The sequence below is a fragment of the Streptosporangium roseum DSM 43021 genome, assembly GCF_000024865.1.
In the GTDB taxonomy this organism is placed as follows: domain Bacteria; phylum Actinomycetota; class Actinomycetes; order Streptosporangiales; family Streptosporangiaceae; genus Streptosporangium; species Streptosporangium roseum.
Map to the genome: position 1 here is coordinate 550480 of NC_013595.1, position 16313 is coordinate 566792.

General features: G+C 72.3%; 14 protein-coding genes. 9 read left to right on the top strand and 5 right to left on the bottom strand.

The genetic code is table 11. The features are described from left to right. The first annotated feature begins 95 nt into the window (after positions 1-95). Entirely contained in the window at positions 96-1673 is a 1578-nt protein-coding gene (locus SROS_RS53675; RefSeq protein ID WP_148268926.1) for a putative quinol monooxygenase, read from the top strand. On the opposite strand, the gene SROS_RS02575 is transcribed toward SROS_RS53675, so the two are convergent. Next, positions 1663-1911, bottom strand: a complete 249-nt coding sequence (locus tag SROS_RS02575) for a glutaredoxin family protein (protein WP_012887316.1) — start codon at positions 1909-1911, stop codon at positions 1663-1665. The two genes, SROS_RS53675 and SROS_RS02575, sit on opposite strands and share 11 nt — an antisense overlap. Before the next feature lie 290 nt (positions 1912-2201). Between SROS_RS02575 and SROS_RS02580 the strand changes: the two genes are divergently transcribed. The 6 genes from SROS_RS02580 to SROS_RS02605 all read left to right on the top strand — a co-directional run bounded on the left by SROS_RS02580 (position 2202) and on the right by SROS_RS02605 (position 9031). Beyond that, positions 2202-2909 (top strand): redox-sensing transcriptional repressor Rex, encoded by a 708-nt coding sequence (locus SROS_RS02580; RefSeq protein ID WP_012887317.1) that lies wholly within the window; start codon positions 2202-2204, stop codon positions 2907-2909. 94 nt (positions 2910-3003) lie between these two features. After that, positions 3004-4326 (top strand): glutamyl-tRNA reductase, encoded by a 1323-nt coding sequence (locus tag SROS_RS02585; RefSeq protein ID WP_012887318.1) that lies wholly within the window; start codon positions 3004-3006, stop codon positions 4324-4326. Positions 4327-4370: 44 nt separating this feature from the next. Beyond that, a complete protein-coding gene (hemC, locus tag SROS_RS02590; RefSeq protein WP_245564706.1) occupies positions 4371-5243 on the top strand; it encodes a hydroxymethylbilane synthase in 873 nt (290 codons plus the stop codon). Continuing rightward, positions 5240-6820 carry a bifunctional uroporphyrinogen-III C-methyltransferase/uroporphyrinogen-III synthase gene (locus SROS_RS02595; protein WP_012887320.1) on the top strand — a complete coding sequence of 527 codons (1581 nt, stop codon included), beginning with the start codon at positions 5240-5242 and terminating at the stop codon, positions 6818-6820. Before hemC ends, SROS_RS02595 begins: the two co-directional genes overlap by 4 nt. Positions 6821-7210: 390 nt before the next feature. Next, positions 7211-8197: a porphobilinogen synthase gene (gene hemB / locus SROS_RS02600; RefSeq protein WP_012887321.1), complete on the top strand. Its 987-nt coding sequence runs from the start codon at positions 7211-7213 to the stop codon at positions 8195-8197. A gap of 192 nt (positions 8198-8389) precedes the next feature. Further along, entirely contained in the window at positions 8390-9031 is a 642-nt protein-coding gene (locus SROS_RS02605) for a bifunctional DNA primase/polymerase (RefSeq protein WP_012887322.1), read from the top strand. 39 nt (positions 9032-9070) lie between these two features. Here the strand turns inward: SROS_RS02605 and SROS_RS02610 are convergent, their stop codons facing one another. The 3 genes from SROS_RS02610 to SROS_RS02620 form a co-directional block, all read right to left on the bottom strand. After that, on the bottom strand, positions 9071-9712 hold the full coding sequence (locus SROS_RS02610; RefSeq protein WP_012887323.1) for a response regulator transcription factor: 642 nt from the start codon (positions 9710-9712) through the stop codon (positions 9071-9073). Beyond that, on the bottom strand, positions 9709-11691 hold the full coding sequence (locus tag SROS_RS51935; RefSeq protein ID WP_245564548.1) for a sensor histidine kinase: 1983 nt from the start codon (positions 11689-11691) through the stop codon (positions 9709-9711). Before SROS_RS51935 ends, SROS_RS02610 begins: the two co-directional genes overlap by 4 nt. Before the next feature lie 197 nt (positions 11692-11888). Further along, the gene (locus SROS_RS02620; RefSeq protein ID WP_012887325.1) at positions 11889-13274 is read right to left on the bottom strand and encodes a sensor histidine kinase; all 1386 of its coding nucleotides are present in this window, start codon (positions 13272-13274) and stop codon (positions 11889-11891) included. Between the two features lie 397 nt (positions 13275-13671). Here SROS_RS02620 and hemL point away from each other — a divergent pair, with 397 nt between their 5' ends. Beyond that, positions 13672-14985 (top strand): glutamate-1-semialdehyde 2,1-aminomutase, encoded by a 1314-nt coding sequence (gene hemL / locus SROS_RS02625; RefSeq protein WP_012887326.1) that lies wholly within the window; start codon positions 13672-13674, stop codon positions 14983-14985. Here the strand turns inward: hemL and SROS_RS02630 are convergent. Then, positions 14982-15587 carry a Uma2 family endonuclease gene (locus SROS_RS02630; RefSeq protein ID WP_012887327.1) on the bottom strand — a complete coding sequence of 202 codons (606 nt, stop codon included), beginning with the start codon at positions 15585-15587 and terminating at the stop codon, positions 14982-14984. The genes hemL and SROS_RS02630 overlap by 4 nt on opposite strands. A 192-nt stretch (positions 15588-15779) precedes the next feature. On the opposite strand from SROS_RS02630, the gene SROS_RS02635 reads away from it, so the two are divergent. Beyond that, positions 15780-16259 carry a hypothetical protein gene (locus SROS_RS02635; RefSeq protein WP_012887328.1) on the top strand — a complete coding sequence of 160 codons (480 nt, stop codon included), beginning with the start codon at positions 15780-15782 and terminating at the stop codon, positions 16257-16259. The last annotated feature ends 54 nt before the right edge of the window (positions 16260-16313 follow it).

The following is a 16313-nucleotide window of genomic DNA, read 5'->3' on the forward strand; positions in this document are numbered from 1 at the left end:
CGGCGGCCCTCTGCCTGTCACTCGGAGTAATCGCAACCGGCCATTTAGTTGGGTTCGGGGCAACCACATTCCGGGTTTATCAGCTGACCGGATCATTGCTGGCCCCGTTGTGGCTGGCCATCGGCACCGTCCAGCTGCTGGCGCGCAAGTCCGGTGCCGGGTTCGCCTCCTGGCTCGTGGGGATCGCGCTCACCATCATCGCCTCGGTGATCATGATGGTCGACCCGATCCTCCAGGACACCACGTTCACCAAGTCCCTCCCGCCCGGCGGACGCCACTGGGGACTGCTGCCGGGCTATCTGCTCGGCGCCGCCCACGTCGGCGTCGCGCTCGTCCTGCTGGGCGGCGTCGTGCTCGCGGTCCTGCGCTGGCGCGGGGGCGACGACTACGACGCCGACAACATGCACGCGCTCCTGGCGCTCGGCCCGACCGGCCTGGCCCTGATCGGCGCCGTGAGCTTCACGGTCCCCGGGCTGTTCACCGCGCTCCTCCTCTTCGTCACCGCCGCCGCGGTCTGGTACGTCGTGCTCCGCCCGCTCGCGCCCTACGAGGACGAGGACGAGGACGACCAGCCGGAGGACGACTGGGAGGACCGGCGGCCGGTCGGCCGCCGCGCGGCGTCCGAGCCCCGGGACGTGCAGGTCGCCGGCCGCCGCGCCCTGCCCGAGGAGTCGCCCCGCCGCTCCGGGCTCGGCGACCTGGTGGCCGAATACCGCGCGGGCGAGCAGGACGTCGACTACGCGGCGCGCATGCAGCGGCAGCCCCCCGTCCAGGGCGACCCGTTCGGCGGCCCGGCCACCGGCACGTTCATGGCCGGCGAGTACGGCATGCCGTCCCCCGGCCAGCCCGCGGGCGGCGGTGAATACACCCGGCAACCCCCGATGACCGGCCAGTTCGGCATGCCGCCGGGCAACCAGGCGACCGGTGAGTACGACGTGCCGGTCAACGAGTACGGCAGGCCCACCGCTCCCGCCGCCGGCGGCCCGGCGGGCCCGGGCAGGCCGACGGGCCCCAGCACCGGAGAGTTCGCCAGGCCCGACCCGCTCCACGGCGCCCAGCCCGGCGGCAGCCTCCAGCCCATGCCCGCCGACCAGGCGTTCGGCGCCCCGACCGGTTACGGCCAGAGCGCCGCTCCGGGGTACGGCGGCGCTCCGGGGTACGGCCAGGGCTCCGATCAGGGACTCGGCGGCGCTCCGGGGTACGGCCAGGCGCCGGACCGCGGTCTCGGCGGCCCGACCGGTTACGGCCAGAGTGCCGCTCCGGGCCTCGGCGGCCAGCCCGCGGCCGGTTCCGCCTATCCGGGCGCGGCGGCCGACCAGCCGGGCGGCTCCTCCCGCCCGTCACCCGGCATCTTCGGCCTGCTGACCGTGTTCACCCTGATCGACGGCACCGGAGAGGCGTTCGACCGGCTGGCCGAGGAGACGCTTGAGGCCGTCCGCCGTTCCGAGCCCGACACGCTCGTCTACGTGTGCCACTCGGTGAAGTCGGCCCCGCTCCAGCGCATCGTCTACGAGCTCTACCGCGACGAGGTCGCCTACACCGAGCACCAGCGCCAGCCGCACGTGGAGCGTTTCGTCAGCGAGCGGCAGAACATGGTGCTCGCCACCAACGTGATCGAGCTCAACGTCAACGCCGCGAAGGTGATGCCGCTCCCGATGGCCTTCAGGCTCTGAGCGCGGCGCGCAGGCGGTTCTCGTCGACGCGCCAGAAGTCGTGCTGGACACCGTCGACGAGGGTGACCGGGATCATCTCCCAGTATTTGTCCTGGTCCTCCTCGGAGGCGGTGATGTCGCGCTCCTCCCAGGGGACACCCAGCTCCGTGGCGACCCGCTCGATCACCGTCCGCGCGTCGTCGCACAGGTGACAGCCGGGCTTGCCGAGCAATGTGATGCGGTGGTCCTGCGGTGCCATGCCCGCCACGGTAGCCGAATCGCGAGCGTGCGCAGGCGGCCTCCCTTTCCGCAATCGGTGAGAAACCCCGCGAGGACCAGGCAGGTTACGCTTCTGGTACCGGAAGAGCGATCCTTCCGCGGCCGGCGGGGCGACGGAAGGGCGCTCGCCGTCAGCGCCGCGGCCGAGGCCGCGAACCCCCACTTTGTGCACCGGTTCACAAAGGGACTAACCTGAAAGACAGTGGCCTCACCTCGTCATCCGTCGCGTCCGGGCCGCGCCGGCCGCCTGTCCCCCTGGAGCTCCGGCACGTGATCCGCCGTCTGTCCCAAGCTCGTGAACGTGGCATACCCGAGGCGACCGTCGCCCGGCTGCCGCTCTATCTGCGCGCGCTGAACGGCATGGCCGAGCGGGGCCTGGCGACCGTGAGCTCGGAGGATCTCGCCGTCGCCGCCGGGGTCAACTCGGCCAAGCTCCGCAAAGACCTCTCCCATCTGGGCTCCTACGGCACCCGCGGGGTCGGCTACGACGTCGAATACCTCATCTACCAGATCTCCCGCGAGCTGGGCCTGACCCAGGACTGGGCCGTTGCCATCGTCGGAGTGGGTAACCTCGGTCGTGCACTGGCCAATTACGGCGGGTTCGTCTCCCGAGGATTCCGGGTCGCCGCCCTCCTCGACGCCGACCCCGAGGTGGTGGGCGACCATATCGCGGGATTGAATGTGGAGCACATCGACGAGCTGGAAGCCGTGATAAAGCGGCGGGGAGTGTCGATCGTGGTGCTTGCGACGCCGGCAGCGGCGGCCCAGCAGGTGGCCGACCGGGTCATCGCCGCGGGGGTCACCAGCATCCTGAACTTCGCCCCCGTCGTACTCGCCGTGCCTGAAGGCGTCGATATCCGTAAAGTCGACCTATCGATTGAACTGCAGATCCTTGCGTTCCATGAACAGCGCAAAACGGATCGGATGACTGGGGGGCCTGCGATGGCCGAGGAGTGGCCCGAGGCGGTGGACCTGTGAGCGAGCGCGATGAGCGAGCCCGGGGACGCCGCATTTCCCGGAAGGACGCGGGCGGTCGGGCCCGTCGACGTCCACGGAGAGCCGAGGCGGGCCGATGAGCGTCCTCGTGGTCGGCCTCAGCCACCGGACGGCTCCGGTGGCCCTGCTGGAGCGGGTGTCCGTCTCCGGTGACGCGCTGGTCAAGTTGCTCCACGCGGTTCAGCAGGACGCGTGCGTCGCCGAGGTCATGGCCGTCTCGACCTGCAACCGGGTCGAGGTCTACGCCGAGGTGGACCGGTTCCACGCCGCGGTGACCGCGATCTCCGAGCTGCTCAGCATCCATTCGGGTGTCCCCATGGAGCAGCTGTCGAACCATCTCTACGTGCACTACGAGGACCGCGCCGTCGAGCACCTGTTCTCGGTCGGCTCGGGCCTCGACTCGATGGTCCTGGGCGAGGGGCAGATCCTCGGCCAGGTCCGCTCGGCCCTCAAGCTCGCCCAGGAGCAGGGCACGCTCGGACCGACGCTCAACGAGCTCGTCCAGCAGGCGCTGCGGGTCGGCAAGCGCTCCCACACCGAGACCGGCATCGACCGGGCGGGCGCCTCCCTCGTGGGCGTGGGCCTCACCCTCGCCGAGCGCGTGCTCGGCCCGATCCAGGGCAAGCGCGCCCTGGTGGTCGGCGCCGGCTCGATGAGCGCCCTGTCGGCCGCGACCCTGCAGCGGGCGGGCGTCACCGACATCGTGGTGGTCAACCGCACCCACGACCGCGCGGTACGGCTGGCCCAGACGGTGGGCGGCCGGGCCGCCGAGCTCGGCGACCTGGCGCGGGAGCTGGCCCAGGCCGACCTGGTCATCTCGTGCACCGGCGCCACCGACGTGGTCATCACCGCGGACATGGTCGTGGCCAGGGAGATGTTCCTGCTCGACCTCGCGCTCCCTCACGACGTGGACCCCGCCGTACGGCGGCTGCCCGGCGTCACCCTCGTCGACCTGGAGTCGATGCAGGACGGCGCGGCCGACGCGGAGACCGACGACGGTGGGCGCGCCGAGGCGGTCGTCGCCGTGCGCGGGATCGTCGCCGACGAGGTGGCGGCCTACCTGTCGGCCGAGCGCGCCGCGCGGGTGACGCCGACCGTGGTCGCGCTCCGGAGCAAGGCGGCCGACGTGGTCGAGGCGGAGCTCGGGCGGCTCGTCGCCCGGGTCCCCGAGCTCGACGGGCGGGTCCGGGACGAGGTCACGCAGACAATCAGGCGCGTGGTCGACAAACTGCTCCATGAGCCCACCGTGCGTGTCAAACAGCTCGCGGAGTCTCCGGCAGGCGATCATTATGCGGAGGCATTGCGTGAGCTGTTCGATTTGGACCCGAAGGTTCCCCGTGCGGTGAGAAGTATCGAAAGGATCGACGCCGAGACGAGTAAGAAGGAGGTGGGCAGGTGAGCAGCGTCTCCTCTCCGCTCAGGCTGGGCACGAGGCGGAGCCTGATGGCCACGACCCAGTCGGGGCTGGTCGCCGCACGGCTGACCGAGCTGACCGGCCGGGCCGTCGAGCTCGTCGGCGTCACCACCTTCGGCGACGTCACCAAGGCCAATCTCACCCAGCTCGGCGGGACGGGCGTCTTCGTCAGCGCGCTGCGCGACAAGCTGATCGACGGCGAGATCGACTTCGCGGTCCACTCGCTGAAGGACCTCCCCACCACGCAGGACCCGCGCGTGGTCATCGCGGCGATCCCGCCGCGTGACGACCCCAGGGACGCGCTGGTGAGCACGGCGAAGCTGGCCGACCTGCCGGCCGGCTCGAAGGTCGGCACCGGGTCTCCCCGCAGGATCGCCCAGCTCAGGGTGCTCCGCCCCGACCTCGAATACGTCCCGATCCGCGGCAACGCCGACACCCGGATCGGCAAGGTCACCTCCGGTGAGCTGCAGGGTGTCGTGCTGGCCGCCGCCGGGCTCGGACGGCTGGGCCGTGAGGCCGAGATCTCCCAGGTCTTCGAGGTGGAGGAGATGCTCCCGGCCCCCGGGCAGGGAGCACTGGCCGTGGAGTGCCGGGCCGACCGGACCGACCTCATCGAGTTCCTGAGTGTGCTCGACGACGCCCGGACCCGCGCCGCGGTGACCGCCGAGCGCGCGGTGCTCAACGCCCTGGAAGCGGGGTGCGCGGCCCCGGTTGGTGCGTACTCGGCCGATGACGGGCAAAATCTGATTCTGACCGCCGCTGTCGTCGCCGTCGACGGCAAGCGGGCGGTGCGCAAGTCCACCGCCGGGACCCTTTCGGCGCCCATGGATCTCGGCCGCGACCTCGCGGCAGAGATGATCGCCGAAGGGGCAGGCACGTTGATAGGGGAGCAAGCACATTGAGCTCCGGAAGTACCACCTTCGAGCGCCCGGCCGGGTTCGTCGCCTTCGTGGGGGCGGGCCCCGGTGACGAGGGCCTGCTCACGCTCCGTGGCGCCGACCTGCTCTCGAAGGCCGACGTCGTCGTGCTCGACCAGGAGGCGTACGGCACGCTGCTGCGCCACTGCCGGGAGGGCGTCGAGGTCGTCGAAGCCGCCGACGAGGACGCGGTCTCGCTGAGAACCGTCACAGCGGCCAAGGGCGGGCGCGTCGTCGTGCGGCTCTGCGCCGGCGACCCGATGTTCTTCTCCTCGATCACCGAGGAGGTCGCGGCCTGCGCCAAGGCGGAGGTGGACTTCGAGATCGTGCCGGGCGTGCCCCCGGCGACGGCGGTGCTCACCTACGCGGGCATCCCCGCCGCGGTGGCGGTGCCGGAGTTCCGGGTCGTGGACGCGACCCAGGTCGACGACTGGAGCGCCCACGCCACGGGCGCCGGCACCCTGGTGATCTACAACGGCGTCTCCGGGGCCGTCGCGATCGGCAAGGCGCTGATCGCCGCGGGCCGGCCGGACTCGACGCCGGTCGCGATCAGCAGCGCGGGCACCACCACCGAGCAGTACACCGTGGTGACCACGCTCGGCCGGATCGCGCCCGACCTCAAGCACGCCGGGATGACCGAGCCCGCGCTGATCGTGGTCGGCGAGGCCGTCGGCATGCGTGACCAGCTGTCGTGGTTCGAGACCAAGCCGCTGTTCGGCTGGCGGGTGCTCGTACCCAGGACCAAGGAGCAGTCGGCCGGCCTGGTGGAGCAGCTGCGCTCCTACGGCGCGGTGCCGGAGGAGGTCCCCACGATCTCCGTCGAGCCGCCGCGCACCCCGCAGCAGATGGACCGGGCGATCAAGGGCCTGGTCACCGGCCGCTACGAGTGGGTGGCGTTCACCAGCTCGAACGCGGTCAAGGCCGTGCGCGAGAAGTTCGAGGAGTACGGCCTGGACGCCCGCGCGTTCGCCGGGCTCAAGGTCGCGGCCGTCGGCGAGGCCACCGCGCGGGCGCTGGTGCAGTTCGGCGTCAAGCCGGACCTCATGCCGTCGGGCGAGCAGTCGTCGGACGGCCTGCTGGCCGAGTGGCCGCCGTACGACTCGATGCTCGACCCGATCAACCGGGTGCTGCTGCCCCGGGCCGACATCGCGACCGAGACGCTGGTCGCGGGGCTGACCGAGCTCGGCTGGGAGTGCGACGACGTGACCGCCTACCGGACCGTCCGCGCGGCGCCGCCGCCCGCGCCGATCCGGGAGGCCATCAAGGGCGGCGGGTTCGACGCGGTGCTGTTCACCTCGTCGAGCACCGTGCGCAACCTGGTGGGCATCGCGGGCAAGCCGCACAACGTCACGGTCATCGCCGTGATCGGCCCGCAGACCGCCAAGACCGCCGAGGAGTTCGGGCTCCGCGTCGACGTGATGGCCGACAGGCCGTCGGCTTCGGCCCTCGCGGCGGCGCTGGCCGAGTACGGCGCCAAGCAGCGGCAGGCCGCGCTCGCGGCCGGAGACGTCCCGCGCAGGCCCTCCCAGACCCGGAGAGGTGCCCGGCGCCGCGCCAAGTAATCTGGAACCGTCGCGGACGCCCGGGGAACGAGGCGTCCGTGACGGTCCCCGCGCGCGTGCACGTCACATCTGAATACGATTCCCCGGTCTCCGCCGCCCCTGGCGGGGAGAGGGAGAGATCTTGACATCTTCCCCACGCCCCAAGCCGGGGATTCCGACCCTCACGGGCCGGTTTCCCTGCTTCACTGGCAACCACCCGCCCGGCTCGCGCCGCTCGGGTCCCACGCCGCCTCCACAGGCGTTCCACCTCGCCACCGGCGAGGGCACTGCCGATCACCCGCGCGGTGGCATGGCCGTCGTCACCGCCGGACACGTCAACGGGTCGCGTGGCACCGCGCCGTGTCCCCTCCCAGAGCCAAAGCCCGGGATCTCCACCCTGGAAGGATTCAGATGAGTGCTCAGTTCCCCATCGCGCGTCCGCGCAGGCTCCGCCGTATGGCGGCGATGCGCCGTATGGTCGCCGGTACCCGACTGCACCCGGCGGAGCTGGTGCTGCCGCTGTTCGTCAAGGAGGGCATCGGCGAGCCGAACCCGATCGGCTCGATGCCCGGGGTGTTCCAGCACACCCGTGACTCGCTGCGCAAGGCCGCCCATGAGGCGGCCGAGGCGGGGGTCGGCGGGCTCATCCTGTTCGGCATACCCGCGGTGAAGGACGCGCGGGGGTCGGCGGCCGACGACCCTGACGGGATCGTCCAGCAGGCCGTCGCCGACGTGGTCGCCGACGTGGGCGACGCGCTGGTCGTGATGACCGACACCTGCCTGGACGAGTTCACCGACCACGGGCACTGCGGCATCCTGACGCCCGGCGGCGAGGTCGACAACGACGCCACCCTGGAGCGTTACGCGGCCGCCGCGGTGTCCCAGGCCCGCGCCGGGTCGCAGGTCATCGCGCCCAGCGGCATGATGGACGGCCAGGTCGCCGCGATCCGCGCGGGGCTGGACGCCGACGGCTTCGAGCAGATCCCGATCCTCGCCTACGCGGTCAAGTACGCCTCGGCGTTCTACGGGCCGTTCCGGGAGGCGGCCGAGTGCGCCCCGCAGTTCGGCGACCGCAACGCCTACCAGCAGGACGCGGCGGGCCCGGTCGGCGAGGCGCTGCGCGAGGTGCGGCTGGACCTCGACGAGGGCGCCGACTGGGTGATGGTCAAGCCCGCGCTGGCCTACCTCGACATCCTGCGCCAGGTGCGTGACGCGGTGGACGTGCCGGTGGCCGCCTACCAGGTCAGCGGGGAGTACGCCATGATCGAGGCCGCGGCGGCGAACGGCTGGATCGACCGGGACCGGGCGATCATGGAGTCGCTGGTCGCGATCCGCCGGGCCGGGGCCGACATGATCCTCACCTACTGGGCGACCGAGGTGGCCAAGAAGCTCCAGTGAGACCAGCGGCACATGCCGAGAACTGGGGGTTTGCCGCTTACTCGGGTGGTCTGTGCGTTAGAGTGCGAGTACCGGTGCGGATGTGTCCCAGGTGGCGTAGACCCTGGCTGTCTGACTTCCCTTGCTAACCAGAATGTGGATATGTCATCGCATCCGGGGGGCACCCGGGATGGGCAGACGACGGAGGACACAATGGTGGGGGTACCGCTGACTCGTCGTGGCAGGCGACGTGCTCACCCGAAACAGACGATCAGCTCCGTGCTGGAGTACGCCGCTCTGGGCTGGGCGAGCTGTCCCGGCGCGCGGCCGCTGCAGAGCGGTTCCCGCGCCTGTTCCTGCGACCGCGTCGGCTGTCCCGACCCGGGCGCGCATCCGCTCTCGGTGGCCTGGCAGATGCAGGCCACCACCGACCCCACCCTGCTCACCCACTGGTGGCAGCGGGAGCCCGAGGCGAATGTGATCCTCCCCACGGGCCGCGTCTTCGACGTGTTCGACGTACCTGCCGCCGCGGGGCTCACCGCCCTCGCGGGAATGGACTCCGCCGGATCCGCAACGGGCCCGGTCGCCGCGAACGGCGACCGGGTCCTTTTCTATGTGGCCACGCGCAACGTCGCCGAGGACGAGGACGAATGGTGGTCCTGTCCCCTCGACTTCGGGCCGGCCACCATCGACGAGATGCCCGGCCTGCGCTGGCACTGCCGTGACAGCTACGTCCTCGCCCCGCCCTCGGCCCTGCCGTCCGGCCGGACCGGCTCGTGGCTGCGCCCGCCGGACGGCCGCCCGCTGCCCGACCCGCTCCGCGTCCTCGACTGGCTCGCCGACCTCTGCGACTGAGGCCCGCCGGCGGGCCGCGGGCTCAGGCGGCGGGCCGGGTCATCCGGAGCCGCCCAGACCGGCCTCGCGGGCGCGGACGATGGCCTGGGCGCGGTCGGCCACCTGGAGCTTCATGAAGATGTTGGAGACGTGGTTGCGCACGGTCTTGCCGGACAGGAAGAGGATCCCGGCGATCTCGTTGTTGCCTCTGCCCTGGGCGACCAGTTCGAGCACCTCCCGCTCCCGCTCGGTGAGCTCGGGGAAGGCGGTACGCGACGGATCGGGCATGCCGGCGAAGTAGGTCAGGACGCGCCGGGCGATCTCCGGGCCGTAGATGGCCTCGCCCGCCGCGACGGCGTGCACGGCACGGCCGATCTCCTCGGCGCCCGCCTCCTTGAGCAGGTAGCCGCGCGCCCCGGCGCGCATGGCGGTGAACACCGAGTCGTCGTCGCGGAACATGGTCAGCACCAGCACCCCGATCCGCGGGCTGGTCCTGACGATCGTCCTGGTCGCCTCGACGCCGTTGCCGCCGGGCATCTGCAGGTCCATCACGACCACGTCCGGCTGGAGCTCGGCCGCCAGCGCCACCGCCTCCTGCCCGCCGGAGGCCTCCCCCACGACCTCGATCTCCATGGCCGAGAGCAGGCCGCGCAGGCCCTGCCGGAAGACCGGGTGGTCGTCCACGATCAGCACGGTGATCACGTGGCCTCCTCCGTCGGCAACCTGGCGGTCACCTCCGTGCCGCCGCCCGGCCTGCGGCCGATCACACACGAGCCTCCCACCTCGGCCGCCCGCTCGCGCATCGAGGTCAGCCCGACGCCCGCGGCCGGGCTTTCGGGCAGGCCGACCCCGTCGTCGGCGACCTCCACGCGCAGCTCGCCCGGCAGGCGGCGCAGCCGGATGAGGACCGTGGCCGGGCCGGCGTGGCGCCGGGCGTTGGTGAGCGCCTCCTGGGCGATGCGGTAGGCGGCGACCTCGACGGCGGCGGGCAGGTCGTCCAGCGCGCCGTCCACCGTCACCGCGGTCTCCCCGGCGGAGGCCCGCAGCGCCCCTTCCAGGCCCAGGTCGTCCAGTGCGGGCGGGCGCAGGCCGTACACCAGCTCGCGGACCGATGCGATCGTCGCGGTCATCTCCTCGCGGACCCGGACCAGCAGCTTCTCGACGGCCCGCGGATCGGTGTCGAGCCGCCTGCGCGCCTCGTCGAGGGTGAGCGTGACGCTGGTCAGCGCCGGGCCCAGCCCGTCGTGCAGCTCCCTGCCCAGCCGGCGGCGCTCCTCGTCGCGGGTGGTCCGGATGCGCTCCCGGGAACGGTGCAGATCGGCGGTGAGCCGTACGGCGTGCGCCAGCTCGGCCAGGTGCCGGGCGAGCACGGCCAGCGGCTCGCGGCCCGGCCACGCCCCCGCCACCAGCAGGGTTCCCACCCGCTCGGCGTGCCAGAGCAGCGGCACCTCCTGCGTCCCGAGCCGTAGCTCCCCGTCGCGGAACACGCGCGCCGGGCCACCCCACCCGGTGCGGACCTCGACGCCGACCCCGGTCGCGCCCAGCGCCCCGCGGATCACTGCCACGACCTCGCCGAGCGCCGCCGCCGGGTCCTGCGCCCCCTGCCCGGTACGGCCCAGCAGGTCGGCGAGCCGGTAGGGGTCGCGCTCGACGGCGAACATCCGGTCCACCACCCGCTGCAGGCGCAGCCGCGCCGGATGGAAGACCCCGCCCACGGCCAGCGCCGCGACCGCCCCCGCGACGGAGCCCAGGTCGCTGGCCAGGGCATTGGCCAGCCAGATCAGTCCGAAGTAGACCCCTCCGGTGACCGCGACCAGGGAGCCGTAGACCAGCGTCCGGTTGATCACGATGTCGATGCCGTAGAGGCGGTAGCGCAGCACCGCCGCGATGATCGACAGGGGGAGTACGACGATGACGACGGCCTCCAGAGCGATCAGCAGCCACGAGCCGGTCATCACCCGGAGGACCCAGGAGACCAGGACCACCACCAGTGCGGCGACGTACCAGCCGATCTGGCGCCGGAGCTCGGTGTCGCCCGCCCGGTAGCGGAAGGCCAGTGAGAGCACGCCGAGCGCGGTGAGCGCCATCATCGGGGCGCCGATGTACGACTCCACAGCCGGTGAGATCTCGCGCAGCGCCTCGACGCCGAACGGGTTCGCGACCGGGAGCTGGCTCTCGAACTCGGGATCCGGGGCCAGTCCCAGGAACAGGGAGTGCCCGGCCATGAGGATCAGGTTGGCGTACAGGACCGGCCGCCAGCGCCAGGAGGGCAGCCGGCCGTCGGGGAACAGCAGCGGCAGCAGCGAGATGTACACCGGCACGTGCCACAGCCACAGCCACAGCCCCAGCCACGCGAGGTAGGGGGTGAGCCCTCCGGGGTCGGTGAGGTAGAGCCAGTGGGCACCGCTGTAGACCAGGTAGTAAAGACCGCCGATCACCCCGCTGCCCCACAGCAGCCAGGGGACGAGCAGCCGGGGCCGGCGGGTGACGAGGAACGCGCCGGCCGCGGGGAACAGGACGACGGTCGGGTCCATGGTGACGAAGGGGTCGGCCCAGGTCGAGGCGCTCAGCTCCCTCAACCGGACCGCCAGGAGGTTGCACACCGGCGCCAGCACCGCCCCGGTCCAGACGAGCACGGCCAGCGCCCTCCGCCACCGGCCACCTGCGGCGTCTCCGTCCACGGGGGAGGTCGTGGTGTCTCCGTATGTGGGGGAGGGCGTGGCGTCTTCATATGGGGGGGAGGGCGTGGCGTCTCCGTCCACGGGGGAGGTCGTGGTGTCTCCGTATGTGGGGGAGGGCGTGGCGTCTTCATATGTGGGGGAGGCCGTGGCGTCTCCGTCCGTCGGGGAGGGGGCGTCGGCTCCGTACCTGGGGGAGGTCATGGTTTCTCCGTTTCGAGGGGGAGCCGGACGATGACCTCGGTGCCGCCGCCGGGACGCGGCCCGACCATGCACGAGCCGCCCGCCTCCGCCGCCCGCTCGCGCATGGAGACCAGTCCCACGCCGCCGCGGACCCGTTCCGGCAGGCCGATCCCGTCGTCGGCGACCGAGAGCCGCAGCTCGCCGCGCGCCGCCGCCCCGGTGCCCGCCGCCCTGCGGCCTGCCGCGCCGCCGTCCTCCGCGCCGCCGGACCTGTCGGACCCGCCTCCGCCGTCCTCCGCGCCGCCGGACCTGTCGGACCCGCCTCCGGCGGCCGGTGGCCCGGTCTGCTCCACCCCGGCGTGATCCGTCCCGGCCCGGACCAGTTCGACCCGGACCAGGGCGGTGGTGGCCTGGGCGTGGCGGCGGACGTTGGTGAGCGCCTCCTGGGCGATCCGGTAGGCCGCCACCTCCACCGCCGCGGGCACGTCGCCCAGCGGGCCGACCACCGCGATGTCCACCCTCGGCCCCGGCGCGTCGGCCAGCGCGCGCAGCGAGCCGACCAGGCCGAGGTCGTCCAGCGCGGGCGGGCGCAGGCCGTACACCAGGTCCCTGACGTCGATGATCGCGGTGCCCATCTGGTCGCGCACGCGGATCAGCAGCCCTTCCACGGCCTCGGGATCTCGCTCCAGCCGGAGCCTGGCCTCGTCCACGGTCATCGCCAGGCTGGCCAGCGTCGGCCCCAGCCCGTCGTGCAGGTCGCGGCGGAGCCTGCGGCGCTCCTCCTCCCGGGTGGTGAGGATGCGCTCCCTGGAGCGCCGCACGTCGGCGGTGAGCCGTACGGCGTGCGCCAGCTCCGCCAGGTGCCGGGCCAGCGCGTCCAGCAGGTCCGGCGAGGTGCCGGACCCGCTGCTGAGCAGTCGCCCGACCGGCTCCCCGTGCCAGACCAGCGGTGTCTCGACCGGCCGGTCTCCCAGCTCGCCGTCGACGACGACCCCGGTGTGCCCGTCGTGGACCTCGACGGCGACGCCGTCGGCACGGAGCGCCTGGCGCACCAGCGCCGCGGCGGTGACCAGCCCCTCGGCGGGGTCGACGGCCTCCTGCAGGGTGCGGCTCAACCGGTCGGCCACCCGGTAGGGGTCGCGCTCGACCCGGAGCAACCGGTCCACGCCTCGCTGCAGGCGCAGCCGCGCCGGGTGGAAGACCGCGCCCGCGGACAGTGCCGCGACCAGTCCGGCCACCGCGTCCTGACTGCCGGCCAACATGGTGACCAGCCAGGTCAGCCCGGAGTAGATCCCGCCGGTGACCACCGCCAGCCCGCCGTACACCAGGGTGCGGTTGAGCACGAGGTGGACGCCGGACGGCCGGGCTCCCGGCCCCCGGGCAGGGGGTGTCGTCACTGCCATGCCCGAAGGATCCCGCACCCCGTGTCCCGCCGTCCCGGGGCTGGTGTCCCGTTCTGGGATGGATTCCGGGAACTCGCCGACCCCGGGTGCGCCTGCGCGCCCGGACGGCCCGATCACGCCCGAGGGCAGATCACCGATACCGGCGGTGCGCCTGCGCGCGCCCGGACGGTCCCGCGTTGCCTCCCACTTCAGGACAGCCCCGTACGGTGCGCCTGCGCGCGTCCGGACGGTCCGGGCGTGCCTGGACGAGGACGGTGGGCCTCCGACCGCCGGACCGGGAGCCTCCGGCCGGGAGAGGCGGCCCACCCGGACGGCCGGGAGAGGCGGCCCACCCGGATCCCGGCCCCGGCCGTACCGGCGGATCGGATCACCGTCTCTGGCGGGGGCTGTCCCCCCGATGACTACCCTGGAAGGCGTGAGCCGTACTGAGAACTCCGAGGACCTGTTCGCCCGCGCACGTGAGATCGTCCCGGGAGGTGTCAACTCTCCGGTCCGCGCCTTCGGGGCCGTCGGTGGGACCCCCCGTTTCATGGCCTCCGGCCAGGGGCCCTACATCACCGACGTGGACGGCAACCGCTACGTGGACCTGGTCTGCTCCTGGGGGCCGATGATCCTCGGGCACCGTCACCCGGCCGTGGTCGAGGCGCTGCAGAACGCCCTGGCGGCGGGCACCTCGTTCGGTACGGCGACGCCCGGCGAGGTCGAGCTCGCCGAGGAGATCGTCGCCCGGGTGGAGCCGGTGGAGAAGGTCCGCCTGGTCAGCTCGGGCACCGAGGCCACCATGTCCGCGGTACGGCTGGCCCGCGGCTTCACCGGCCGCTCCAAGGTCGTCAAGTTCGCGGGCTGCTACCACGGCCACGTGGACGCCCTGCTCGCCTCGGCGGGGTCCGGCCTGGTCACCTTCGGCCTGCCCGACACCCCCGGCGTGACCGGCGCCTCGGCCGCCGACACGGTGGTGCTGCCCTACAACTCGGTCGAGGCCGTGACGGAGGCCTTCCGGGCCTTCGGCGCCGAGATCGCGTGTGTGATCACCGAGGCCTGCCCGGCCAACATGGGCGTCGTCCCGCCGCTGGACGGGTTCAACGCCACGCTGCGCGAGCTCTGCACCGCGCACGGCGCCCTGCTGATCATCGACGAGGTGCTCACCGGTTTCCGGGTGTCGGAGGCCGGATGGTACGGGCTGGACCCGGTGGACGCCGACCTGATGACCTTCGGCAAGGTCATGGGCGGCGGCCTGCCCGCCGCCGCGTTCGGCGGCCGCGCCGACGTGATGGCCCACCTCGCTCCGGAAGGGCCGGTCTACCAGGCCGGCACCCTGTCCGGTAATCCGCTGGCCTGCGCCGCCGGGCTGGCCACCCTGCGCGCCTGCGACGACGAGGTCTACGACCGGGTCGACGCCTCCGCCCTGGTCATCGGCCGCGCCGCCGCCGACGCCCTGGCCGCCGCCGGGGTGCCGCACCGCCTGCAGCGCGCGGGCAGCCTGTTCTCCGTCTTCTTCACCGAGGACCAGGTCACCGACTTCGACGGGGCCCAGAAGCAGAACACCGCCGCCTACCGGGCCTTCTTCCACGCCATGCTCGACCAGGGCGTCTACCTGCCCCCGTCGGCCTACGAGGCCTGGTTCCTGTCGGCCGCCCACGACGACGAGGCCCTGTCCCGCGTGGCCGACGCGCTGCCGGTCGCCGCCAAGGCCGCCGCCCAGGCCTCCTAGCGGGGCAGCTTGTCCAGATCGATGTCGATGGGGAAGGGGACCGGGACGGTCAGGCGCCCGTGGTGGATACCGGTGAGGCCGTAGGCGCCGGTGGCGGGATCGAGCTCGTAGACGTAGACGACGGGGCCGCCGTCGTTGTTCTCGACCCGCCAGAAGTGCGCGATCCCGGCTTCGGCGTAGCGGAACGGCTTGGTCTTGCGGTCCCGGTCCTCGGACTCCGGCGAGACCACCTCGGCGACGAGGTGGACCTCGTCGGGGGTGTAGAAGGTCCGATCGTCGTCGTCGGCGGCCTGCGCGTCGATGACCAGCACGTCAGGGCATGGTCGCATCCGGTGTCCGAGCTTGACGTCCATCTCGATAATGGCCGCGACGTGATCGGGAGCCTGAGCGTTCAGGGCGACCCGGAGGCCGAACAACATGCGCTCGTGAAAGCGCTTCTGGGGGGACATGAAGACGAGAGCTCCATCGATCAGTTCGACGTGCTTGAAGAAGTCGGGCTCGCCGTTCGGTCCCTCTGCCGGAAGGCGGTCGAGGTCGTCGGCGGTCCATCCCCATGGGGGTGGGGACGGCCAGTAGTCGAGTGCGCTACTCACGTCGGTCACCGTAACATCGTCTCCGTCACCCGGTGTGTTCATTCAGATCATCTCCGTTGCCTTCGCTCTATTCTCTCCCGCTTCCGGCGTCGGCGGCAGGGGTGTGCCCCTCCTTGATGGAGTGGGTCGCGGCTTTCGTGTGAACAGTTTGTTTGCTTCAAGTTGTTGACAACAATTCGTTGGAAGAACCATGCTGGTCCCATGAACGCCGAATCTGATCAGACCTCCGACCCCTTCGCCCCGCCCAACCCGGCTCAGGCGCGGGCGCATCGCGTGTACGCGTCCCTTTTCCGCATCGCCGAGCGGCACGCGGCGACCGAGGCGCAGCGCTCCCGGCAGGTCCACCCCGACGTCCTCGGCCCGCATGAGGCCATCAGGATCGTGTCCGTTCTCGCGGGTGGCGCCGCGGAGCGGGAGGAGGGTGAGCCGGAGGTGGACAACGCCGACATCACCGCGGCCCTGACCCTCATCCCGCTGGCGCGCGCGGAGATGGACCAGCTTGAGGCGGGGCTCCTCCTGATGGCGCGTGGCCGCGGCCTCACCTGGCAGGAGATCGCCTTCGGCCTCGGCCTCGGCACCTCCCAAGCCGCCAGGCAGCGCTACGAACGTCTGGCCGGTCGCGTGACCGCCGACGGGGGCGGCGATGGCGCGGGAGCAGAGACAGATGACACGGACAGGTGACACGGACGGCGGGGGGTGGTGGTGCGGATCAGGGCGGGGACCGGCGCGCCCCCT

Bases quoted from the DNA above. Each gene is read 5' to 3' on its own strand.
- SROS_RS02575 (WP_012887316.1), bottom strand. From the start codon at position 1,911: ATGGCACCGCAGGACCACCGCATCACATTGCTCGGCAAGCCCGGCTGT.
- SROS_RS02585 (WP_012887318.1), top strand. From the start codon at position 3,004: ATGAGCGTCCTCGTGGTCGGCCTCAGCCACCGGACGGCTCCGGTGGCC.
- hemC (WP_245564706.1), top strand. From the start codon at position 4,371: ATGGCCACGACCCAGTCGGGGCTGGTCGCCGCACGGCTGACCGAGCTG.
- hemB (WP_012887321.1), top strand. From the start codon at position 7,211: ATGAGTGCTCAGTTCCCCATCGCGCGTCCGCGCAGGCTCCGCCGTATG.
- SROS_RS02605 (WP_012887322.1), top strand. From the start codon at position 8,390: ATGGTGGGGGTACCGCTGACTCGTCGTGGCAGGCGACGTGCTCACCCG.
- SROS_RS02620 (WP_012887325.1), bottom strand. From the start codon at position 13,274: ATGGCAGTGACGACACCCCCTGCCCGGGGGCCGGGAGCCCGGCCGTCC.
- hemL (WP_012887326.1), top strand. From the start codon at position 13,672: ATGACTACCCTGGAAGGCGTGAGCCGTACTGAGAACTCCGAGGACCTG.
- SROS_RS02635 (WP_012887328.1), top strand. From the start codon at position 15,780: ATGAACGCCGAATCTGATCAGACCTCCGACCCCTTCGCCCCGCCCAAC.